The sequence below is a fragment of the Actinomyces sp. genome (assembly GCF_030530635.1).
In the GTDB taxonomy this organism is placed as follows: domain Bacteria; phylum Actinomycetota; class Actinomycetes; order Actinomycetales; family Actinomycetaceae; genus Actinomyces.
Genome location: NZ_JAUMUL010000017.1, coordinates 13,736 through 32,906, shown reverse-complemented (window position 1 = coordinate 32,906; position 19,171 = coordinate 13,736). Strand labels below are relative to the sequence as shown.

Genomic DNA, 19,171 nt, shown 5'->3' with positions numbered 1-19,171 from the left:
ACTCGGAAAGGTGGCGATCGACCATGCTCGAGAACCTCAACAACATCGTCTCTATCGTGGCCTCCCTCATGGGAATCGTAGGCACAGTATCTGCGATGGTCATGGGGGGAAGAGGCGCGAAAAAGGCCATGCAGGCAAAAGATGGAAGCGTAGGGACGTCGAATCAAAGTGTCACTATCACAGGTCGCGATAATAGCGTTCACCAGACAATCGACAACCGCGATCAGCGCAAATATATCACGAATGTGGAGTCCACTTCGGGTCAAGGTGCGTCGGGCGACGATGCGGTAGTGGTGCTTATCGGGGCTGGTCTGGCGATGGTTGTTGTTCTTGTTCTGCTCGGGCGGTACGGATTGCTCGTGTTGTGGACAATGCGGGTCGCCTTGCTGGTGATGAGTGCCTGCACGGTGCTTATGTGCGTGATTCCAGCGGTAAGGGTACGGAGTCGATTTCGGTGGCAGGATCTGTCGGGGTCTGGTATCAATATTGTCCTCGCACTTGTCGCCGCGTGGTCGCTTGAGCGGTCAAGTATCAACGAGCAACTTGTTCTCGCCGTCTCTTCAGGAAGCAACGTCTCGTCTTGGGCTTCTCGGGTCATGAGTCTTCCTAGTGAAGTTACATTGCTCGTGATTGCCGCATACGGGTTTCTCGGTATTGGTGCTGCCGGGGCGTTCCTCGCTCTGTGGAATACTACTCGCGGTGCTTTCGCCCGCGTGGGTGGCGGCGAGGTACGCCCGGTCATTTGGTTTGCCGTGTTGGGAAGCGTTTTTTGCGGACTGTCCATGATGGCGACGAGCAACGGGGCGCTCACCCTCTTGTCTGGAGTCCTCAGTTAGACAAGACACCGAAAGCTGGGGTGCCGGCGGTAGGTGTGAGCGGGTGCCGGACGGTCTAATCGGGCGCCGGTGCAGCCCTACACGGCGCGCTCCGGCGACTGACGACGGATCGCCACTCGCGTATGTATCGTAGGTCCGTGGCATGATCGCTATATGGAGAGCACCCAGGCACTGTCGAGCAGCGAGGCCTACACAATCGCCGAGCTACGCGCACTCGTGAAGTCGGGGCGGCTGCGCGTGCCTCAGTTTCAGCGCTCGTTCCGATGGGACGGGAAGGACGTGCTCAGCCTCTTCGACTCGATCCTGCGTGGGTTCCCCTTTGGCAGCCTGCTGCTGTGGCAGCGCGAGGCCGAGGCAGAAGATCTGCTTATCGGTGCCTTGCACGTTAAAGCCCCGCCGCGGTCGGATGCGCTGTGGGTGGTAGATGGCCAGCAGCGCGTCACCAGCCTGGTCAACGCGATCGATCCCGAAGGTGCGCAGGATCAGCGCTTCGCCCTGGGATACTCGCTGCGGCAGAAGGCCGTGGTGGGCGGCCGTTCGCTCGAGGAGCCGCTGGTGATCCCATTGCCTGACCTGTTCGACTTCTCCCGGGCTCTGGCCTGGCTCGCGGACAACCCCGACGCCGCCGATCAGGCAACACACGTTCAGGAAATGGCGGGCAGGCTCAACCGCGTGACCGTGCCGGCCACGGTTATGAAGCAGGCAGACGAGCAGACTCTCCGTGAGGTATTCGACCGGATCAACTCCCGTGGCAAGCGCCTGAATGCGGCGGAGATCTTCAACGCCATACACGGCGGGCCCGAGGCGGCAAACACCACCTCTGGCATTGCCGCCGGCGTGGATGCGCAGACCCGTTTCGGTCTGCTGGATGACAAGGTCGTGGTTCAGGCGATCCTGGTGCGTAGGCATACGGACATCACCAGGGACGTCCACGGAGAGTTCTCCGAAAGTCGGCGCCGCGTGAGCGACTTCCGCGAGGAGAGCGAAGCGGAGGCCTACCAGGCCACGGAGCGTGCGCTCGTGCAAGCGGCGCGCTTCTTGCAGGAGCGCTGCGGGATTCCGCACCTGGTGTTTCTGCCCTTCCGCTTCCAACTGCTGGTTCTCACCCGGTTCTTTGCTCTCTTCCCCGAGCCGGCCGACCGTAACCTGGAATTGCTGTCCCGTTGGCTGTGGCGCACAAGTGCGGGAGCCGATGCGCTGGGTATCAGTGGCTCGCAGGCGGACCTGCGTGACATGGCGGCGCGGGTGAAACAAGGCCAAGAGTCCGCCTCGGTGCAGCGGCTCCTCGAGGCGGTCGACCTCAGTGGAAGCCCGCAGCCGCCGGAACTGGCGGTTTTCCGCACGAATCGCTCGGACTCCAAGATGATTCTCGCGGCATTGTGGAGCCTCGGCCCGGTGGATGCGCGCACCAACGAGCCACTCACCATCGAAGCCTTGGCTGAGCAGCTGGAGGGGGAGACGACGCCGCGCGCCGTAGTAGCCGACCTTGTGCCTCCATCGGAGTTTAAGGAGCAGGATCCGGTGGCGGCGTCGAAGCTCATCTGCGTGCTGGATCGGCGCGAGTTGCTGACGGCCCTGGATGTACAACTGGACCTGGACTCCCTGCTGCTGGACGAGATCATGCTGGAGCGGCTGCAAAACAATGACTTCACTGAGTTCCTGCGGCTGCGCGCCGAGGCGTTGCGAACCTATCTGACCGAGTTCCTGATGGTGCGCACCGCCTGGGGACAGGAGGACACGCCTCCGCTGTCAGACTACGTGTTTGACGAGGAGGCGTAGCCGTGAGTGATTCAGTGTATGCGGTGCTTCTGCACGGCGAGCACGTGGCCTCAATTCACAGGCGCGACCAGCCTGATGGAGGGCCGTTCACGAAGTTCGTCTTTGACCGGGACTATTGGGATCGTCCCGGACGAATGGTCCTCGGGCGCTGGTTCGAGGACCATCCGCGCAAGCAGCCGCGCGCCACCAACCGGGTGCCGGCCTGGTTCTCCAACCTGCTCCCCGAGGGGCGCCTCCGCGACCTGATTGCGAAGGAGCAGGGTGTAAGTATGCACCGCGAGATAGACCTGCTCGAAAGGATCGGCACAGATCTACCCGGGGCGGTTGAAGTTGTGCCGGACGCGGATGGGAATAATGACGCCTCCCTTGAGGATGCGGAATTGATCCCGCCTCCGGAGTTCAAGCCGGCGGGCGCTATACGACGTGCATCTTTGGCGGGCATGACCATGAAGTACTCCATGAGTATGAGGGGTGAGCGTTTAGTTCTTCCGGCTCATGGGGAGGATGGGGACTGGATTCTTAAGATCCCCGATCCAACGTATCCGGGACTTGCCTCCAACGAACTGTCAGTCATGGAGCTGGCAGGCCAGGTGGGGATCGAGGTCCCTCAGGCCGTGCTGTGGCCTCGGGAGAGTATTGACGATCTGGGGCCGGGCGCCTGGCTCTCAGAAGAAACCGACGCCTACGCCGTACGCCGCTTCGACCGGTCGCCTGAGGGCCGCATACATATCGAGGACTTCGCGCAGGTCCTGAACCAGTACGGTACGGGCGAGGGGAAATACCGGTCCAGTGTGGAGACGGTCGCCGGTTTGGCATACCGCGGGCGGGACCACGCCTCCCTGCAGGAGATGGTCCGTCGCACGGTATTCAACCTGCTTGCCGGCAACGGGGACGCCCACCTGAAGAACTGGTCCTTGATCTACCCCGACGGGCGGCGCGCGCGGCTCTCACCCGCCTATGACCTTGTGTGTACCGCAGCGTATCCGAATCATGCGGAGCTCGGCCTGCCCTTCTTCGGCGCCACCAGGCTCGCCGAGGTCACCCGGGAGCACTTCGTCCGGCTCCAGGACAGGCTTGCCGTTGGCGATGAGGATGTGCTCGACGTCGTCGATGACACGGTGGACCGATTCTTCTCCAGCTGGGAGAGCATCGACGCCGCACCAGTGCCGGTGCGCGAGTGGATCACCGGCCACATGGAGCAGACGGCGAGCCGGCTGCGTCACTGACCGCTGAAGGCATGCACGCCAAAGTGAAGACGTCGGGCGAGCCAGGGGTCGGTGATGGCGTGGAAGCGGTCGGGGTAGGTGCGGCGCACGCAGTGAGGCGCGCCCTCAATCACGACGGTCTCGATCGAGGGATTGGCCCGGCGGGTGATATTGGTGAGGTTGTCGCCGCGCAACACCACGCGCTCGGTGCCGGTGACGATCAACGTCGGCACTGTCAGGGAGTCGACGACCTCCTGCCAGGGTGTCGGCGGTGAGACGCAGCCCTGCGCGATGAAGGCCAGGTCGACGCCGCAGGCGGCCTCCACGCTGGCGCGGGTCTCCCGCGGCGACCAGGTGGGGTTGTTGCGCATCTCCAACTCGAAGCGCGCCTGCGGATCGGAGGCGATCTGCTGCATCTCCCGCACCTGCCGGACGCCGTTCATCGCCATCAAGTGCCGCCAGATCGGCGTGACAAAGGCGGGGTCCTCCGCGACGACGGCGTCCACCAGATCGGGTCGGTGCGCGGCCACGTCCAGGCTGGTCACCCCGCCCATGGAATGCCCGACCACGGCCAGCGGCGAGCGCAATGGCCCCTCACCGCGCAGGCCGTGCGCGCGCAGATCCTCCAACACTGTCTCCAGGTCGGCGGCCAGGCGCGCGCCGGTGGCCGTCAGGCTGGCCAGGTCCGGCTCGTCCCAGCGTGGGGAGTCGCCGTGGCCGCGGGCGTCCAGGGCGACGATCCGGTAGCCGGTGGCCGTCCAGCGGTCGATCGCCTCCACCCAGCAGGCCGCGGAGTCGGTGATGCCGTGGGAAAGGACGAGCACCGGCGCGGCCTCGTCCTCCAGTGGCCCGGCCAGGTGACGGGCGAGCGGGGCGACGGCGGATGCCTCAACGATGGTCATACCCGGAGCTTATGCCGCCGCCGCTGGTGGTCCCGAACTCATCTGCCACGCCCGCTCACCGTCTACTACGACGGTTAGCGGGCGGTTCGTGTTTGTGGGTGTAGTTGGAGTCGGGAGTTCGCTCGTCGGCGTGCTTTGCGCTGACGTCGTCTACTACTCCGGTTCGGGGTTTACTACTCGGGTTTGGTGTCTGCTGAAGGGTTCTTGACCCTTCAGCGAAGGTCAAACTGGCGTAGTAGACGCCGAAGGGGCGTACCAACGATCTGTCCCTTCCCTTGACCCAACTCGCTCTACGCCCGCGACGCCGCCCGGAGGACGTCCCCGCCGGCCACAAGTCCTCGTCAGCCCCAGAACGTCCGTGCAGGCCCCACGCAGAGCCCGCCCGGACGCTCGCCCACGACCTCGCGCACCCAAGCACGACCTCCTAGTCCCGAGCATGACCACCCGCGGGCCCGAACCACCACACCCACAAACGCGAAAAGCCTGAAAAGCTCTGGAACCTACTTTCCGGTTGCTGTGCGGCGTTGAGCCGGTCGCGACGGCACAAGGCGGCGAGCACTGTCCTTCCTGCAACGATGGCGTACGGCATCCCCGGGGGAGGCATGATGGATTGTGCCGCGGCCGACGCCGTCCTACTGACATGGAGCACGCCATGACCGACTTCCTATTCACCCCGCCCCGGTCCCACACTCCGCCGGAGCTTGTTGAACCGGCTGATTTCCCCGCCTCCGAGCTGGCCGTGCCCGGTATGCGCACGCTGCCCGCGGTGGACGAACCCCGCTACGGGGAGGTCCACCTGAACGTGCCCTACGCAGAGAAGTCCGGCCGCACGCTCCACCTGCAGATCATCATGCCGCCGCGTCGGGCCGCCTTCCCCGACACCGCAACCGACGTCTACCCCACCATCCTGTATGTACAGGGCTCGGCCTTCCACACCCAGCAGCTCGGCCATGAACTGGGCAACCTGGTGGCCTTCGCCGCCCGCGGGTACGTGATCGCCATCGTCGAGTACCGCGGCAGTGAGGTGGCGCCCTTCCCCGCCCAGGCCAAGGACGCCAAGACGGCGGTGCGCTGGCTGCGCGCCCACGCCGCCGAATATCACGTCGACGTCAATCGCATGGCCATGTGGGGCGACTCCTCCGGCGGTCACACCACCCTGATGACCTGGGCCACCGGTACGGGCGGCGCCGACGACGATCCCGCCTTCTCCGACGAGCCCGTCACCGAGGCGCTGGGCCTGCGCGCCTTCGTCGACTACTACGGCCCCACCCACATCGGGCGGATGAACGAGTACCCATCCATTCAGGACCATTTGGAGGCCGACTCTCCCGAGGGCTGGCTCATTGGCCGAGTGCGGGTGGATGAGCATCCCGAACTCGTCGCCCCCACCATCATCATGGATCACGTGCCGCACGCCTCGCGGCGCGCTCTGCCGCCGCTGTTGGTGGTCCATGGGGACAAGGACCGTCTCGTCAACTTCTCCCAGTCGGTCTGGTTGGTGCAGGACCTGCAGGCCAAGGGCCAAGACGTCATCTTCTACCGGCTGGCCGGCGCCGACCACGGCGGCGCCCCCTTCTGGCAGGACGACGTGCTCGACGTCGTCGACGCCTTCCTCAAGGAGCACCTGAGCTGATCGGCGGCTCGCGGCTCCTTCGAGAACCCGAGGCCGTCTATTACGCCGGTCAGCGGTCTGCTGTGAATACCTGGTGGCTGTTCAGCAGACCGCTAACCGGTGTTGTTAGCGCCGAAGCGCCGTAGCAGACGGGGACGGTGGCCGCAGTGCGTCAGCCCTGCTCGGCGGTGGCACCGTCGGCGGGTGTCTGGCCGGGAGCGCCCATGCCCGTATCGCCCGAAGGCGCGGCGGGAGCGTCCTGGCCGCCCGGTCCGCCCGCGCCGCCCTGGCCGCCGGGGCCTCCCATGCCGCCCATGCCGGAGCTGAGCGCCGCGGCGGTGCCGGTGGCCGAACCACCCGAGGTGGTGGCCACCGTGTACTCCTCGCCCTCGGTAAGACCCAGCACGGTGAGATACTGGGAGGTGAATACGCTGGTCATCCCCCAGGAGGTGCCGTCGGCGCCGGTGACGGTGATCGTGTCTCCCGCCGACACGCTCGGGGAGCCGGTCACGCCGATCAGCTGGCTCTCGCCGTTGACGTCCACCGCCCCGTCCATGGAGCCGGCCTGGCCGGAGATGACGACCTGCCCGCCGGTCACATAGGCCGACCCGTTGGAGTCGATACCGTCGGAGTAGGTGAAGGACACCTGCACCTGCCCGCCGGAGATGGTCAACACCGAGCCGTCGTCGGACTCGGAATCGACGTTCTCATGGCCCTCAATCACATAGTCGCCGTTGGTGGCGTTGATGCCGTCGTCGCCGGAGGTGATAGTCAGCGCCCCGCCCGCGATGTTGATGAAGGCCCCCTGGAGCCCCTCGTCCGCGGCGTCCAGGGTCACGGTGCCGGAAGCCTGCGTGTAGCTGACACCCGCATTAACGCCCTTGGGCTTGTCGGCGTCGTCGACGGCGGACTCGTCCTCGTCGTCGGTAGCGGTGTCAGTAGCGGCCTGCTGGTCCTGCTGCCCGGGAGTCCCGCCGAAGTCCGCCTCCGGGGTGGCGTTGGCGTGGCCGCCGCCTGCGGCCACGCTGAGCGTGGTGCCCTCGACAGTGACGTCGGTGGTGGCGGAAACCCCGTCGTCGCCGGAGGTAATGGTGATGTCGGCGCCGCCCAGGGCGATGAAGCCCATGGTCTCGTCGTCGTCCTCGGTGGACTTCAGCCCGTCCCCGTCGGCGGTGATCGTGATGGTTCCGCCGGAGATGACCAGGTAGTCCTTGCCGCGGATGCCGTCGTCGACGGCGTCAACCGTGAGTGTGGGCGCGCCCTGGATCACCAGGCCGTTCTTGGAGGAGATGGCGTCATTGTGGCGGCCGGTCACGTTCAGCGAGCCGGTGCCGGTGAGCACCACCGTGTCTGAGGAGAACAGGGCCGCCGTGGGGGCGTCGGCGTAGGTCTCGCCGTCAACCAGCGTGTTCTCAGAGCCCGCTGCCAGCACGACGACGGCGCTGCCCGCGTCCTGAATGTCGATGGCCGGGCCGTCCGCATTGGTGATGGAGGCACCGCCCAGCACCAGGCGCACCTCGGCGTCGTCGGCGTTCACGATCACCTCGCCGTCCGTCAGTTCGCCGGTCAGGACGTAGGTGCCGGCGGCGGTGATCGTGATGGTGCCGCCGTCTACGTGCACGCCGGCGGCGCCGGCGCCGCCGACCTTGGCCGAGTCGCCGGACAGTGTGATCGTGGTGGCGGAGGCGGAGTCATAGGTGCCGGCGTCGTCATCCGCCGTGACGGCCGCCGTGGCCGCGGAGGTGTCGGCGTTGGCCGCCAGGATGTCGGACACGCTCGCCCCGGTGGAGGCCGCGGCCACCTTCGCGGTGATCGTGGTCCAGGCCGCGCCGGAGGAGTCGGCGGCGTCCGCCCCCGAGGAGGCGACGCCGGAGGTACTGCCGGTGGAGCAGCCGGCAACCAGCGTGATCGCCGCGAGGGGCAGCAGGAGTCCTGCCCGAATGCGGCGGGCACGCTTCGCATCTGGGCTGATGCGGCCGCTTCTGAATCCGGTTCTGAATCCGGTTCGGAACTCGGTGTGGTGCAGGTGCTTGAGCGGGTTGTTCATATGCGGTGTCCTTGTGAGTTCTTGTGAATTCTTCTGGGTTCTTCTTGGTCACTGTGAGTACTTGTGAATCCGTATGAGTGCGGGACGCTTGGAGGCTCCGCCGGCTGGGTCTTCCGGTTCTGCGTCAAGCGGCGAAGCCCAGGCGGTCGGGCGGAGCGGACCGGCGCGCACCGAGTTCGTGGGTGAGCACTCGGTGCCACTTGTTGGCGGGCAGCATTGGATGCAGCAGTGCCATGCCGGTGGCGTACTTGGAGATCCGCGCAGGCCGATGCCCCTGCGCCCATAGTCGCCGGTCGGCGGGCGAGGGCGTGGCCGGATTCTTCGTCTCGACGATCACCAGGCCGTCCGCCGACGCCGTCTCATCGTCCCGGCCTTCGGAGTCCAACGGCCCAACGGGGCTCCAGTGCAGACCGGTGTCGACCGTCATGCGGGCCTTGGCGAACGGCAGGTGCAGGGTGGTGCGCTCATAGGATGTCTCCATCACCGGTACCAGGTCCTCGGCGAGGATCGCCGCATGCGCCGGAGAACAGGTATCGGCGCGGGTCAGGCATCGGGTCACGAAGTCACGCCCCTCTGCGGTGAGCAGATCGGCCTCATCAAGTTCGTAGGGCATCCTCTCCTTGACGGTGGTGCCCCGTGAGCCCCGGGTCTTGACCTCCAGGAAGCACAGGCCGGAGTCCAGGTAGGAGCGGGTGCGCACCTTGAACCGACGACGACGTTTGCGGGCCGTCAGCAGGTAGGAGTCCAGTTCGGGGGTGTCGAAGTAGGTGGAGGCGTAGGTGAAGCATTGCCGACCATCGATCTGCAGCACCCTGGTCTGCCCGCTCAGGTGGTCGACGACCTCCTGAGCGGCCTCCAGGGGAAGCAGGTATTTGCGGTCCACACGGGTGAGCAGGCCGGAGGCGGCGTTGAGTTCCTCCAAGGTGGTCGTGGACAGCCCGCCGGTGTGCAGGTGCTGATTCATGACGGGTGACTCCTGTGGTACTGCGGTCTGAATATGCGGTGCGTGCGCCGTGGTGTGCTCAGCGGCCGACGGGCTCGGCCGCGGGCCGCACCACGGGCGGGAGGATGTGGCCGGCGGTTTGCGTCGAGGTGGCGGTGGACAGGCCCGCGGAGTGCCGGGGGCGGGAGGCGCGCGCCGACGTCGGGGCCGTGCGGGAGTGGACCGTCGCCCGCGATGCCCGGGGCGAGGAGGCCTGAGTCGGGGCGTCGACGGCGGCCCGGCCGGATGCGGGCGTCGTCACCTTTGAGTGGCCCGCGGGGTGCAGGCGGAAGCGGACGTCGACGAGCGTGGTGTCGTCCACCAGGTCCAGTTGCTGCACCTCCACCGAGCGCACCTGCGCGTCCAGCAGCTGCTCCAGATGGGCGATCAGGGTGTCCTCGTCGGTGATGGCGTGGTCCAGCATGATGATCTGGTGGCGGTTTCGGCGCAGTAGTGCCGGATGGTCGGCGATCCACAGCGAGGCGACGACCAGAGCCATGAGCAGCGCCGTCATCGCCGGCGGCGACGCCGTGATGCCTCCCAGCAGTCCCAGGGCCAGGGCCGCGAAGAAGTAGGCGACCTCGTGCTGGGCCAGCTCATTGGAACGCAGGCGGATGATCGACAGCACACCGAACAGGCCCAGGCCCAGACCGGCGCCGACCGACGCCGTCGACAACAGCAGTGTGACGGCCAGGACACCGACGTTGACGCCCGCATAGGCGGCCACCAGATCCTTGCGGGCATGACGCCGGGTGTACAGGGCCCCGACCAGCAAGACCAGGGCGATCAGGTCGATGATGATATAGGCGAGTGTGCTGACAGACATGGGTTTCTTCCTACTGGGGAGGACGGCGTGCGCCGTCTCGGACCGGTTCTGAGTCAAGGCGATGGCTCTATGCGAGGCCTGTGAAAGTCGTGTTGTGGGTGTATGTGACCGGAATCGCGCCGGGGCCCGCAGGGTGGCAGTGGCGGCGGTACCCGCGGGGTCGGCGGTGCCGTCAGGGCCGGGAGCGCACCGGAGCATGGCCGCAGCCGGTGGGTGCGGCCTCGGGAGAGGCTTAGACTGGCGCCCCGGCAGGACTCTGCCGGGCCCTGCCGCTCCGGCATACGGGGAGCCCTCCCCGCGGGCCGGTTCCCGTTACCCATGCGACAGGAGCCCAAGTGCCCAGCAAGCAGCCCTCTACCCAGCCCTCCGACCGCAAAGGCCGCCTGCGCGGCTGGAGCCTTCACGGTGACGGACGTTCGATCGCCCCCGGTGAGGTCGTCACCCCCGCCGAGCGCCTGAGCTGGCCCCGCACCGTCGGCATTGGTGTGCAGCACGTCGTCGCCATGTTCGGTGCGACCTTCCTGGTTCCGCTGCTGACGGGCTTCAATCCGTCCACCACCTTGTTCTTCACCGGGCTGGGCACCCTGCTGTTCATCCTGGTCACCTCCGGCCGCCTGCCCAGCTACCTCGGCTCATCCTTCGCGCTGATCGCCCCCATCGGTGCCGTCACTGGGTATGCCGCGGATACGGGAGTGCCGCTGGATGAGGCCAGGGCGTCCCTCGCGCAGGGCGGGATCATCTCCGTCGGCGTGCTGCTGGCCCTGATCGGCGTGATCGTGCACGTGGCCGGCACGGGCTGGATCGACCGCCTCATGCCGCCGATAGTCACTGGCGCGATCGTCTCCCTGATCGGCTTCAACCTCGCCCCGAGTGCCTGGAGCAATGTGAGGACCGCCCCGGTTACGGCACTGGTGACGATCGTGTCGATCCTGGTGATCACCGTGCTGTTCAAGGGCATCGTCGGGCGGCTGTCGATCCTGATCGGTGTGCTGATCGGTTACGCCACCGCCTGCGTGCGCGGCGAGGTCGACTTTACTCAGGTCTCCCAGACGGGCTGGATCGGAATCCCGGACTTCCGCGCGCCCGCCTTCGATCTCAGCCTGCTCGGCCTGTTCATCCCGGTGGTGCTGGTGCTGGTCGCGGAGAACATCGGACACGTCAAGTCCGTGGCCGCCATGACCGGGGAGAACCTCGACGACGTGACCGGCCGCGCCCTTCTGGCCGACGGACTGTCGACGGCGCTCGCGGGCGTGGGCGGCGGTTCGGGTACGACCACCTACGCGGAGAACATCGGCGTCATGGCAGCCACACGCGTGTACTCCACGGCCGCCTACGTGATCGCCGCGGCCACGGCCCTGGGACTGTCTCTGCTGCCGAAGTTCGGCGTCATCATCGCCACGATCCCCGCCGGCGTCCTGGGCGGGGCGGCGACGGTCCTGTACGGCATGATCGGCATGCTCGGGGTGCGCATCTGGGTGCAGAACCGCGTGGACTTCTCCGACCCGGTCAATCTCAACACGGCGGCGGTCGCCATGGTGATCGCGATCGCCGACTACACCTTCGTCTGGGGCGACATGACCTTTGCGGGCATTGCGCTGGGCTCCCTGGCTGCGATCGTCGTCTACCACGTCATGCGCGCGATCTCCCGCGCCCGGGGCACGAACCTGGAGGGGGCCTCACCGGCGTCGGCGCCTGCGGGCACCGAACTCGAGGGACCGGCCTACGCCAAGCGCGCCCGTCGCCTGTAGGCGGCGGGTGTCGGCCCGGGAGCGGCGGACCGTCGCCGACGACGAGTTGGGACGCCGGGCTGCGCGCGTCGCGGTCTGTGGGGGGAACCCGCGCGCGGAACGAATCATGCGCGGAGACCGGGGTTGTCGTGGTGGTCGATGGGTGGAGCCCGCGCGCGGAACGAGCCATGTACACGAGTTCGCCCCTCATACACGGGTTCATCTCAAAGACACGTGTTTTGGAGCTTTGCAGGTGTTTAACACGTGCAAAACTCCAAAACGCGTGTTCATGGCCGCAAACACGTGTTCGTGACGCCCGGATGGGCCGGTGGCCGCCAACGGAGCCGCGGGTCAACACCCGCCACGCTGAGCCATCTCCGCGGTCATCCCGACCTCGACGCTCCGTTTTGCGCGTCATTGGGGCCGGTCCGGCCGGTTGTTGACCGATTGTGACCGGACGCGGGACCGGCGCATCGACGCCGCGTCGGCGGCACGGTGAGGGAATGGTGAGGGATCAGGCCTCTGGCGGCGGCGGGGCGGGGAGAACGCGGCCGTCATTGGCCAGTTCGAGGACACGGGCGTGGATCGAAGTACGGCCCTGAAGCGCGGCGCGCAGAGCCCGGTGCAAGCCGGTCTCCAGGTACAGGTCACCATTCCAAGCGATCACATGGGCGAACAGGTCGCCGTAGAAGGTCGAGTCGTCGTCGAGCAGGCCGCGCAGATCCAGCTGCGCGCGCGTGGTGACCAACTGGTCGAGGCGGATCTGCCGGGGGGCGATGGCGGCCCAGTCGCGCTGCGCAGTGACCCCATGTACGGGGTAGGGTGCGCAGTCGCCGACGGCCTTGAAGATCACGCCCCCATGCTAACGGGAACGTGTGACATACCGGTATTCGAAACGGTGCGTCTCAGACCGGGGTGTTCAAACGGGTGATCGTGAGACCGTATGCGGGACTGCGGCCCGGGCCGCCAGACCTCGGCAACGCTCAGCGTCGCAGCAGCGGTCCGGTCAGGTAGTGCTGGATCGTGGGGCCGACCACCTCCACCAGGTGATCGACGGAGGCGCCGGCGAGCGGCTCCACCCGGTAGATGTAGCGAATCATCGCCAAACCGACCAACTGGCTGGCGGCCAGGGTGGCGCGTTCACGGGCGTCGGGACCGAGCATGCCGACCTGGCCCAAGGCCTGCATGACCGGGGCGGCGATCTGCTCAGTGGCATATGCCTGAACGGCCTCGGGGGCGCCGTCATCGGTGGCGACCCAACGCAGCAGCGACCGGAAGGTGGCGCCGCCGGAGGAGTCGTCCCACGCGGTCATCGCCAGACGTACCAGCCGTGGCCCCGCGGTGCGAATGTCTCCGGAGACCACCTTGGCGATCTCCTCACTGGCGCGGATGCGCAGATTCATGGAGGCGCCGAACAGGTCGCCCTTGGAGCCGAAGTAGTAGGACACCAGCGCCGGATCGACACCGGCCGCGCGGGCGACGCCGCGGATCGTCGTCTTGGCGTAGCCCTTGGCGAGGAAGGAGGCGCGAGCGGCGTCGAGGATCGCGTCGCGTGTGGGCTGCGCAGCGCCGGTGCCGCTTCTACCCGTGCGCGGGCCGCGGCGCCGCGCCGAAGCGGGGGCGGAGTCAGTGGAGGCGGGCGTGGCGGGCGTGGTGTCCCTTCCGACTGAGGATGCGGGTGCGGAGGGGGGAGCCGGGGCAGTCCGCTCCACGGCTTCCCGGGGTGCGGCCGCGTCTTCCATGCCTAAGAGGCTAAGCGATTGACTCACATCCACGTGCGGTGTTCGCGGCTCAGAAGGCCGAGTGAATAGCGGTTCGTGACCGTGGAGGGTGATTCCGCCGAGCATCTCGAATTAGAAAAGTTCAGGTGCACAATATTCAACGGTGTCCAGGGGTTTCGAGGGTGACTCCGACCCGATGTGCACCATCTCCGGGAAAAGTCGACTAGGACCAAAGGCTGGGGTTGTCATTATTTCAACACCGTTGAACCTGTGATCGAGCCCGATTACGGTTCCAAATGACCCCGGGCCTCGGAAGTCCGTGGACGCCAGCATTCCGCATGGGGTCGAGAGGTGAGCACATGATCGACAACGCCGACCGCAGCAATGACGTCGGGTCGCGCGCCGACGTCGCAGCCGCCGCGCCCGCGGACAATTCACCGGTGGCCAGCGCCGGCCCCTCCCTCATGGCAATCCCCTTGGGCATGCCCTCCTTCCCCGCCCGCCCCGCCACGAGCGCGCCCACGGCCGCAGTCGTCCGCCATGCCGATTCTGCCGACTACTCCGACGCCCCCCTGCGCCTGGGCCTGGACGTCGGCTCCACCACCGTCAAGCTCGTGCTCCTACCCGAACCGGTCGACGGCGAGCCCTTCCCCGCCCCGGTCTTCTCCGAGTACCGCCGCCACAACGCCGACGTGCGCGGCGAGGTCTCCCGCCTACTGGCCGAGGTCGCCGGCGCCTTCCCCGGCGCCCGCGTGCGCGGCGCCGTCACCGGCAGCGCCGGCCTGAACCTGGCCAACCTCATGGACCTGCCCTTCGTGCAGGAGGTCATCGCCGAGACCCGCACCGTCCAGGCCAAGAACCCCGACGCCGACGTCATCATCGAACTCGGCGGCGAGGACGCCAAGATCACCTACCTGCACCCCACCCCCGAACAGCGCATGAACGGCACCTGCGCGGGCGGCACCGGCGCATTCATCGACCAGATGGCGCAGCTGCTGCACACCGACGCACCCGGCCTGAACGCCCTGGCGGAGAACTACCAGACCCTCTACCCGATCGCCTCGCGCTGCGGCGTCTTCGCCAAGTCCGACCTCCAGCCGCTGATCAACCAGGGCGCCGCCAGCGAGGACCTGGCCGCCTCAGTGCTCCAGGCCGTGGTCACCCAGACCATCGCCGGCCTGGCCTGCGGCCGCCCCATCCGCGGCAACGTCATGTTCCTCGGCGGCCCCCTGCACTTCCTGCCCGAGCTGCGCAAGGCCTTCGAACGCACCCTGGCCGACCAGGTCGACTCCTTCACCTGCCCCGACGACGCCCAGCTGTACGTCGCCGTCGGCGCCGCCCTCCTGGCCGACGGGGAGCCGACGCCGCTGACCGAGTTCTCCGACCGCCTCGCCTCCCGCCGCGCCGCCGGCACGGGCGCCGGCCGCATGCGCCCCCTGTTCGCCGACGACGCCGAACTCGCCGCCTTCCGCGCCCGCCACGCCCAGGCCAGCGTGGAGCGGGTCGGCTGGCCCGCCCCGCCCGCCGACGACCAGACCGCCGATGGCGCTCCAACCCGCTACCAGGACTGCTTCCTGGGCATCGACGCCGGCTCCACCACCATTAAGGCCGTCGTCGTCGACGAGCAGGGCCGCATCGTGTGGGAGCACTACGCCGGCAACAAGGGCGACCCCGTCACCGCCGCCGTCGAGATCCTGCGCCGCATCCACCTGGAGATGCCCGAGCACGTGCGCATCGTCCGCTCCTGCGTCACCGGCTACGGCGAGGGCATCGTCAAGGCCGCGCTGCGCATCGACGAGGGCGTGGTGGAGACCATGGCCCACTATCGGGCCGCCGCCCACCTGAACCCCGGCGTCACCAGCGTCATCGACATCGGCGGGCAGGACATGAAATACCTGCGCATCCGCGGCGGCGCCATCGACTCCATCTCCGTCAACGAGGCCTGCTCCGCCGGCTGCGGCTCATTCCTGCAGACCTTCGCCCAGTCCATGGGCCAGTCCATCCAGGAGTTCTCCGCCTCCGCGCTCACGGCGGACAGCCCCGTGGACCTGGGCAGCCGCTGCACCGTGTTCATGAACTCCTCGGTCAAGCAGGCCCAGAAGGAGAACGCCACCCCCGGCGACATCAGCGCCGGACTGTCCTACTCGGTGGTGCGCAACGCCCTGTACAAGGTGATCAAGCTGCGCGACGCCTCCCAGCTGGGCGAGCGCATCAGCGTCCAGGGCGGCACCTTCCTGAACGACGCCGTGCTGCGCGCCTTCGAGCTGCTCACCGGACGCGAAGTGGTCCGCCCCGATATCGCCGGCCTCATGGGCTGCTTCGGCGCCGCCCTGACCGCCCACGAGACCTACGACGGCGTCCCCGGCACGCTGATGAGCCTGGCCGAGCTGTCCCGCTTCGGCTTCACCACCGAGACCGCGGTGTGCAAGCTGTGCCAAAACCACTGCAAGCTGACCATCACCACCTTCAACGACGGCCAGCGGCACGTGTCCGGCAACCGCTGCGAGCGCGGCGCCACCCAGGAGCGCCGCAAGATCAAGTCCGACATGCCCAACCTGTACGACTACAAGTACCGGCGCACCTTCGCCTACCGGCGCCTGCGCCAGGGGCAGGACACCCGCGGTGAGATCGGCGTGCCCCGGGTGCTGGGCATGTACGAGAACTACCCGCTGTGGTTCACGATCCTCACCCAGCTGGGCTTCCGCGTCATGCTGTCGGGCCGCTCCAACCACGAGCTGTTCGAGCAGGGCATGGACTCCATCCCCTCCGAGAACGTGTGCTACCCGGCCAAGCTCGCCCACGGTCACGTCCAGTCATTGATCGACAAGGGCGTGGAGACCATTTGGTTCCCCTGCGTCTTCTACGAGCGCGGACTCGTGGACGGCGCCGACGACCACTACAACTGCCCGATCGTGGCCACCTACCCCGAGGTCATCCGCAACAACGTGGAGGCCATTCGCGACGGCGCGGCGGGCGGGACGGACGCCGCTACCACTCCCGTCCCGCAGGGACCGGCTGCCAAGGGCGCAAAGGCGCCCGCCGGCCCGGGCGGCGTGCGCATGCTCGCGCCCTTCCTGAACCTCGCCGACCCGGCCAAACTGGCCGAGCGGCTGGTGGAGGTGTTCGCCGACTGGAACGTCACCCTCCCCGAGGCGCGCAAGGCCGTCGCGGCGGGCTTCGCCGAGGACGCCGCCTTCAAGGCGGATGTGCGCGCCGAGGGCCGCCGCACCCTGGAGTGGATGCGCGAGAACGGGCGCAAGGGCATCGTCCTGGCCGGCCGCCCGTACCACATCGACCCCGAGATCAACCACGGCGTCCCCGACGTCATCAACACCCTGGGCATGGCCGTCCTCTCCGAGGACTCGATCCTGCCCGAACCCGAGCCGTCCCCCGACGGCGCCGGGGACGGCGTCGAACACCAGGTGGCCGGTGGGGCGCTGTCTCGCGCCGTTGCCAGCATCCGCCGCGGCCTGGGTCGCGGCAAGGATGACCCGCAGGCGCCCGCCGACTGGTCCGACGTCACCGCCGAGGGCCTGGAGGCGCCGACGGCTTCGATCGCCGTCGCCAACGTCTCCCCGAAGCTGCGCGTGCGCGACCAGTGGGCCTACCACTCCCGCCTGTACCGTGCTGCCGAACTGGTCACCCGGGCCGACGACCTCGAACTGGTGCAGCTGAACTCCTTCGGCTGCGGCGTCGACGCCGTCACCACCGACCAGGTGCAGGAGATCCTCGAGTCCGCGGGCGGGGTGTACACCACCCTCAAGATTGACGAGGTCTCCAACCTCGGCGCCGCCACTATCCGCCTACGCTCGCTCGCCGCCGCCAGTGAGGCGCGCCGTCGGCGGCGTGAGGCAGGAGAGTCGGGGGGTGCCGTCGTCGACGAGCACGTACAGGAGCTCGCGGATCAGCCCGTCGAGATCGACACCACCACACCCGCCGCCCGGGAGGCCGTCGCCGTCGGCAAGGAGGAAACACCGACGCCGCGCGAGAACCCGGCATCCGCGGACGATGGTGACCACACGCTCGCCGGGCGCGTGGCCCGCAGCGAACGGACCCTGCCCGCCGCCACCACCCCGACGTTCACCGAGGAGATGCGCCAGACCCACACCATCCTCATGCCGCAGATGAGCCCGATCCACTTCCGGCCGTTGGTGCCACTCATGCGGCGGCTGGGGTACAAGGTCGAGTTGCTGGAGTCCGCCACCAAGTCCGACCTCGAGGTGGGGCTGCGCTACGTCAACAACGACGCCTGCTTCCCCGCCATCATGGTGATCGGCCAGCTCATCGGCGCCTTCGAGGACGGCTCCCACGATCCGGACAAGTGCGTGGTCGCCATCTCCCAGACCGGCGGCATGTGCCGTGCCACCAACTACGCCGCCATGCTCCGCAAGGGCCTGCGCGAGGCCGGCTACCCGCAGATCCCCGTATTAGCCGTCTCCCTGCAGGGCATCGAGGCCAACCCCGGCTTCAAACTCAGCCCCACCATGGCATACAAGATGCTGCAGGGGATCGTCATCGGCGACGCCCTGAGCACCTGCCTGCTGCGGGTGCGCCCCTACGAGGCGGTTCCCGGCTCCGCGCAGGAGCTGTATGAGCGCTGGAATGCCATCATTTGCGAGTTCTTCGAGCACAAGGGGCGTTCGGCCACCTGGGGCGGACGCATCGGCTACCGGCGTCTGCTGCGGGAGATGGTGCGCGAGTTCGACGCGCTGGAACTGGCGGATGTGCCCCGCAAGCCGCGCGTCGGCGTGGTGGGGGAGATCCTGGTCAAGTTCCAACCGGACGCCAACAACCACGTGGTCGATCAGATCGAGGCCGAGGGCTGCGAGGCCGTGGTCCCCGGACTGCTGGGCTTCTTCCTCAACGGCATGTCCACCGCCCAGTGGCGGGCCGACACCTACGGCATTGGCGCGGACACCGTCTACCAGAAGAAGGCGGGTGTGTGGTTCATTGAGCAGGTGCAGGCTCCGGCCCGTGCCGCCCTGGCCGCCGCGGGCGGCAAGTTCGACGTTGAGTCCCCGATCTCCGAAATGGCGGAGAAGGCGAGCCAGATCCTCAGTCTGGGCAACCAGGCGGGGGAGGGCTGGCTGCTGACCGCCGAGATTATTGAGTTGATCGAGCACGGCGCACCCAACATCGTGTGCTGCCAGCCCTTCGCCTGCCTGCCCAACCACGTGGTCGGCAAGGGCATGTTCCGGGAGATCCGCCGCCGCTACCCGCAGGCCAATATCGTCGGCATCGACTACGACCCCGGCGCCAGCGAGGTCAACCAGCTCAACCGCATCAAGCTGATGATCTCCACCGCCTTCATGATGCAGGAGGAGGCGGCTCGGGACGAGGCGTCGAGTACGCGGTCGTCGTCGGCCGCGGACGGTCCGCTCACCGGCATCGACAATGCCTCGGGTGAAGGCCGCACCACCAGGGACCTGATCGCTGACCTCGGCCCCGCCCCGGACGGCACGCCCACCTCGCCGGACGTCGCCGTCCCCGAGCGCGTCGGCGCGGGCAGGGCGTAGACCGAGGCCAAGGCGGGC

At 67.6% G+C, this 19,171-nt stretch carries 12 protein-coding genes; 6 read left to right on the top strand and 6 right to left on the bottom strand.

The window, feature by feature from the left end; all coding sequences use genetic code 11:
- Positions 1-23 precede the first annotated feature (23 nt).
- The 3 genes from Q4A20_RS06045 to Q4A20_RS06035 all read left to right on the top strand — a co-directional run bounded on the left by Q4A20_RS06045 (position 24) and on the right by Q4A20_RS06035 (position 3,841).
- The gene (locus tag Q4A20_RS06045) at positions 24-836 is read left to right on the top strand and encodes a hypothetical protein (RefSeq protein WP_303121323.1); all 813 of its coding nucleotides are present in this window, start codon (positions 24-26) and stop codon (positions 834-836) included.
- Positions 837-989: 153 nt separating this feature from the next.
- Positions 990-2,615 (top strand): DUF262 domain-containing protein, encoded by a 1,626-nt coding sequence (locus Q4A20_RS06040; RefSeq protein WP_303121321.1) that lies wholly within the window; start codon positions 990-992, stop codon positions 2,613-2,615.
- Positions 2,616-2,617: 2 nt separating this feature from the next.
- Complete coding sequence (locus Q4A20_RS06035; RefSeq protein ID WP_303121319.1) at positions 2,618-3,841, top strand: type II toxin-antitoxin system HipA family toxin; 1,224 nt, start codon at positions 2,618-2,620, stop codon at positions 3,839-3,841.
- On the opposite strand, the gene Q4A20_RS06030 is transcribed toward Q4A20_RS06035, so the two are convergent.
- Positions 3,835-4,722 (bottom strand): alpha/beta fold hydrolase, encoded by an 888-nt coding sequence (locus Q4A20_RS06030; RefSeq protein ID WP_303121317.1) that lies wholly within the window; start codon positions 4,720-4,722, stop codon positions 3,835-3,837. The two genes, Q4A20_RS06035 and Q4A20_RS06030, sit on opposite strands and share 7 nt — an antisense overlap.
- A 652-nt stretch (positions 4,723-5,374) precedes the next feature.
- On the opposite strand from Q4A20_RS06030, the gene Q4A20_RS06025 reads away from it, so the two are divergent.
- Positions 5,375-6,355: an alpha/beta hydrolase gene (locus tag Q4A20_RS06025; RefSeq protein WP_303121315.1), complete on the top strand. Its 981-nt coding sequence runs from the start codon at positions 5,375-5,377 to the stop codon at positions 6,353-6,355.
- Between the two features lie 151 nt (positions 6,356-6,506).
- On the opposite strand, the gene Q4A20_RS06020 is transcribed toward Q4A20_RS06025, so the two are convergent.
- The 3 genes from Q4A20_RS06020 to Q4A20_RS06010 form a co-directional block, all read right to left on the bottom strand.
- On the bottom strand, positions 6,507-8,381 hold the full coding sequence (locus Q4A20_RS06020) for a carbohydrate-binding domain-containing protein (protein WP_303121313.1): 1,875 nt from the start codon (positions 8,379-8,381) through the stop codon (positions 6,507-6,509).
- A gap of 124 nt (positions 8,382-8,505) precedes the next feature.
- Positions 8,506-9,345, bottom strand: coding sequence for a polyphosphate polymerase domain-containing protein (locus tag Q4A20_RS06015; protein ID WP_303121312.1), 840 nt, complete (start codon positions 9,343-9,345; stop codon positions 8,506-8,508).
- A gap of 58 nt (positions 9,346-9,403) precedes the next feature.
- Positions 9,404-10,189: a DUF4956 domain-containing protein gene (locus Q4A20_RS06010; protein WP_303121310.1), complete on the bottom strand. Its 786-nt coding sequence runs from the start codon at positions 10,187-10,189 to the stop codon at positions 9,404-9,406.
- Positions 10,190-10,572: 383 nt separating this feature from the next.
- Here Q4A20_RS06010 and Q4A20_RS06005 point away from each other — a divergent pair, with 383 nt between their 5' ends.
- On the top strand, positions 10,573-11,937 hold the full coding sequence (locus Q4A20_RS06005) for a uracil-xanthine permease family protein (protein ID WP_303121348.1): 1,365 nt from the start codon (positions 10,573-10,575) through the stop codon (positions 11,935-11,937).
- Between the two features lie 493 nt (positions 11,938-12,430).
- Here Q4A20_RS06005 and Q4A20_RS06000 read toward each other — a convergent pair whose 3' ends face one another.
- Positions 12,431-12,769 (bottom strand): type II toxin-antitoxin system VapB family antitoxin, encoded by a 339-nt coding sequence (locus Q4A20_RS06000; protein WP_303121308.1) that lies wholly within the window; start codon positions 12,767-12,769, stop codon positions 12,431-12,433.
- 130 nt (positions 12,770-12,899) lie between these two features.
- Complete coding sequence (locus Q4A20_RS05995) at positions 12,900-13,658, bottom strand: TetR family transcriptional regulator (RefSeq protein ID WP_303121306.1); 759 nt, start codon at positions 13,656-13,658, stop codon at positions 12,900-12,902.
- Between the two features lie 338 nt (positions 13,659-13,996).
- On the opposite strand from Q4A20_RS05995, the gene Q4A20_RS05990 reads away from it, so the two are divergent.
- A complete protein-coding gene (locus Q4A20_RS05990; protein ID WP_303121304.1) occupies positions 13,997-19,153 on the top strand; it encodes an acyl-CoA dehydratase activase-related protein in 5,157 nt (1,718 codons plus the stop codon).
- Positions 19,154-19,171 lie beyond the last annotated feature (18 nt).

Coding starts and splice junctions, on each gene's coding strand:
- Q4A20_RS06045 (WP_303121323.1), top strand. CDS start 24: ATGCTCGAGAACCTCAACAACATCGTCTCTATCGTGGCCTCCCTCATG.
- Q4A20_RS06040 (WP_303121321.1), top strand. CDS start 990: ATGGAGAGCACCCAGGCACTGTCGAGCAGCGAGGCCTACACAATCGCC.
- Q4A20_RS06030 (WP_303121317.1), bottom strand. CDS start 4,722: ATGACCATCGTTGAGGCATCCGCCGTCGCCCCGCTCGCCCGTCACCTG.
- Q4A20_RS06025 (WP_303121315.1), top strand. CDS start 5,375: ATGACCGACTTCCTATTCACCCCGCCCCGGTCCCACACTCCGCCGGAG.
- Q4A20_RS06020 (WP_303121313.1), bottom strand. CDS start 8,381: ATGAACAACCCGCTCAAGCACCTGCACCACACCGAGTTCCGAACCGGA.
- Q4A20_RS06015 (WP_303121312.1), bottom strand. CDS start 9,345: ATGAATCAGCACCTGCACACCGGCGGGCTGTCCACGACCACCTTGGAG.
- Q4A20_RS06010 (WP_303121310.1), bottom strand. CDS start 10,189: ATGTCTGTCAGCACACTCGCCTATATCATCATCGACCTGATCGCCCTG.
- Q4A20_RS05995 (WP_303121306.1), bottom strand. CDS start 13,658: ATGGAAGACGCGGCCGCACCCCGGGAAGCCGTGGAGCGGACTGCCCCG.
- Q4A20_RS05990 (WP_303121304.1), top strand. CDS start 13,997: ATGATCGACAACGCCGACCGCAGCAATGACGTCGGGTCGCGCGCCGAC.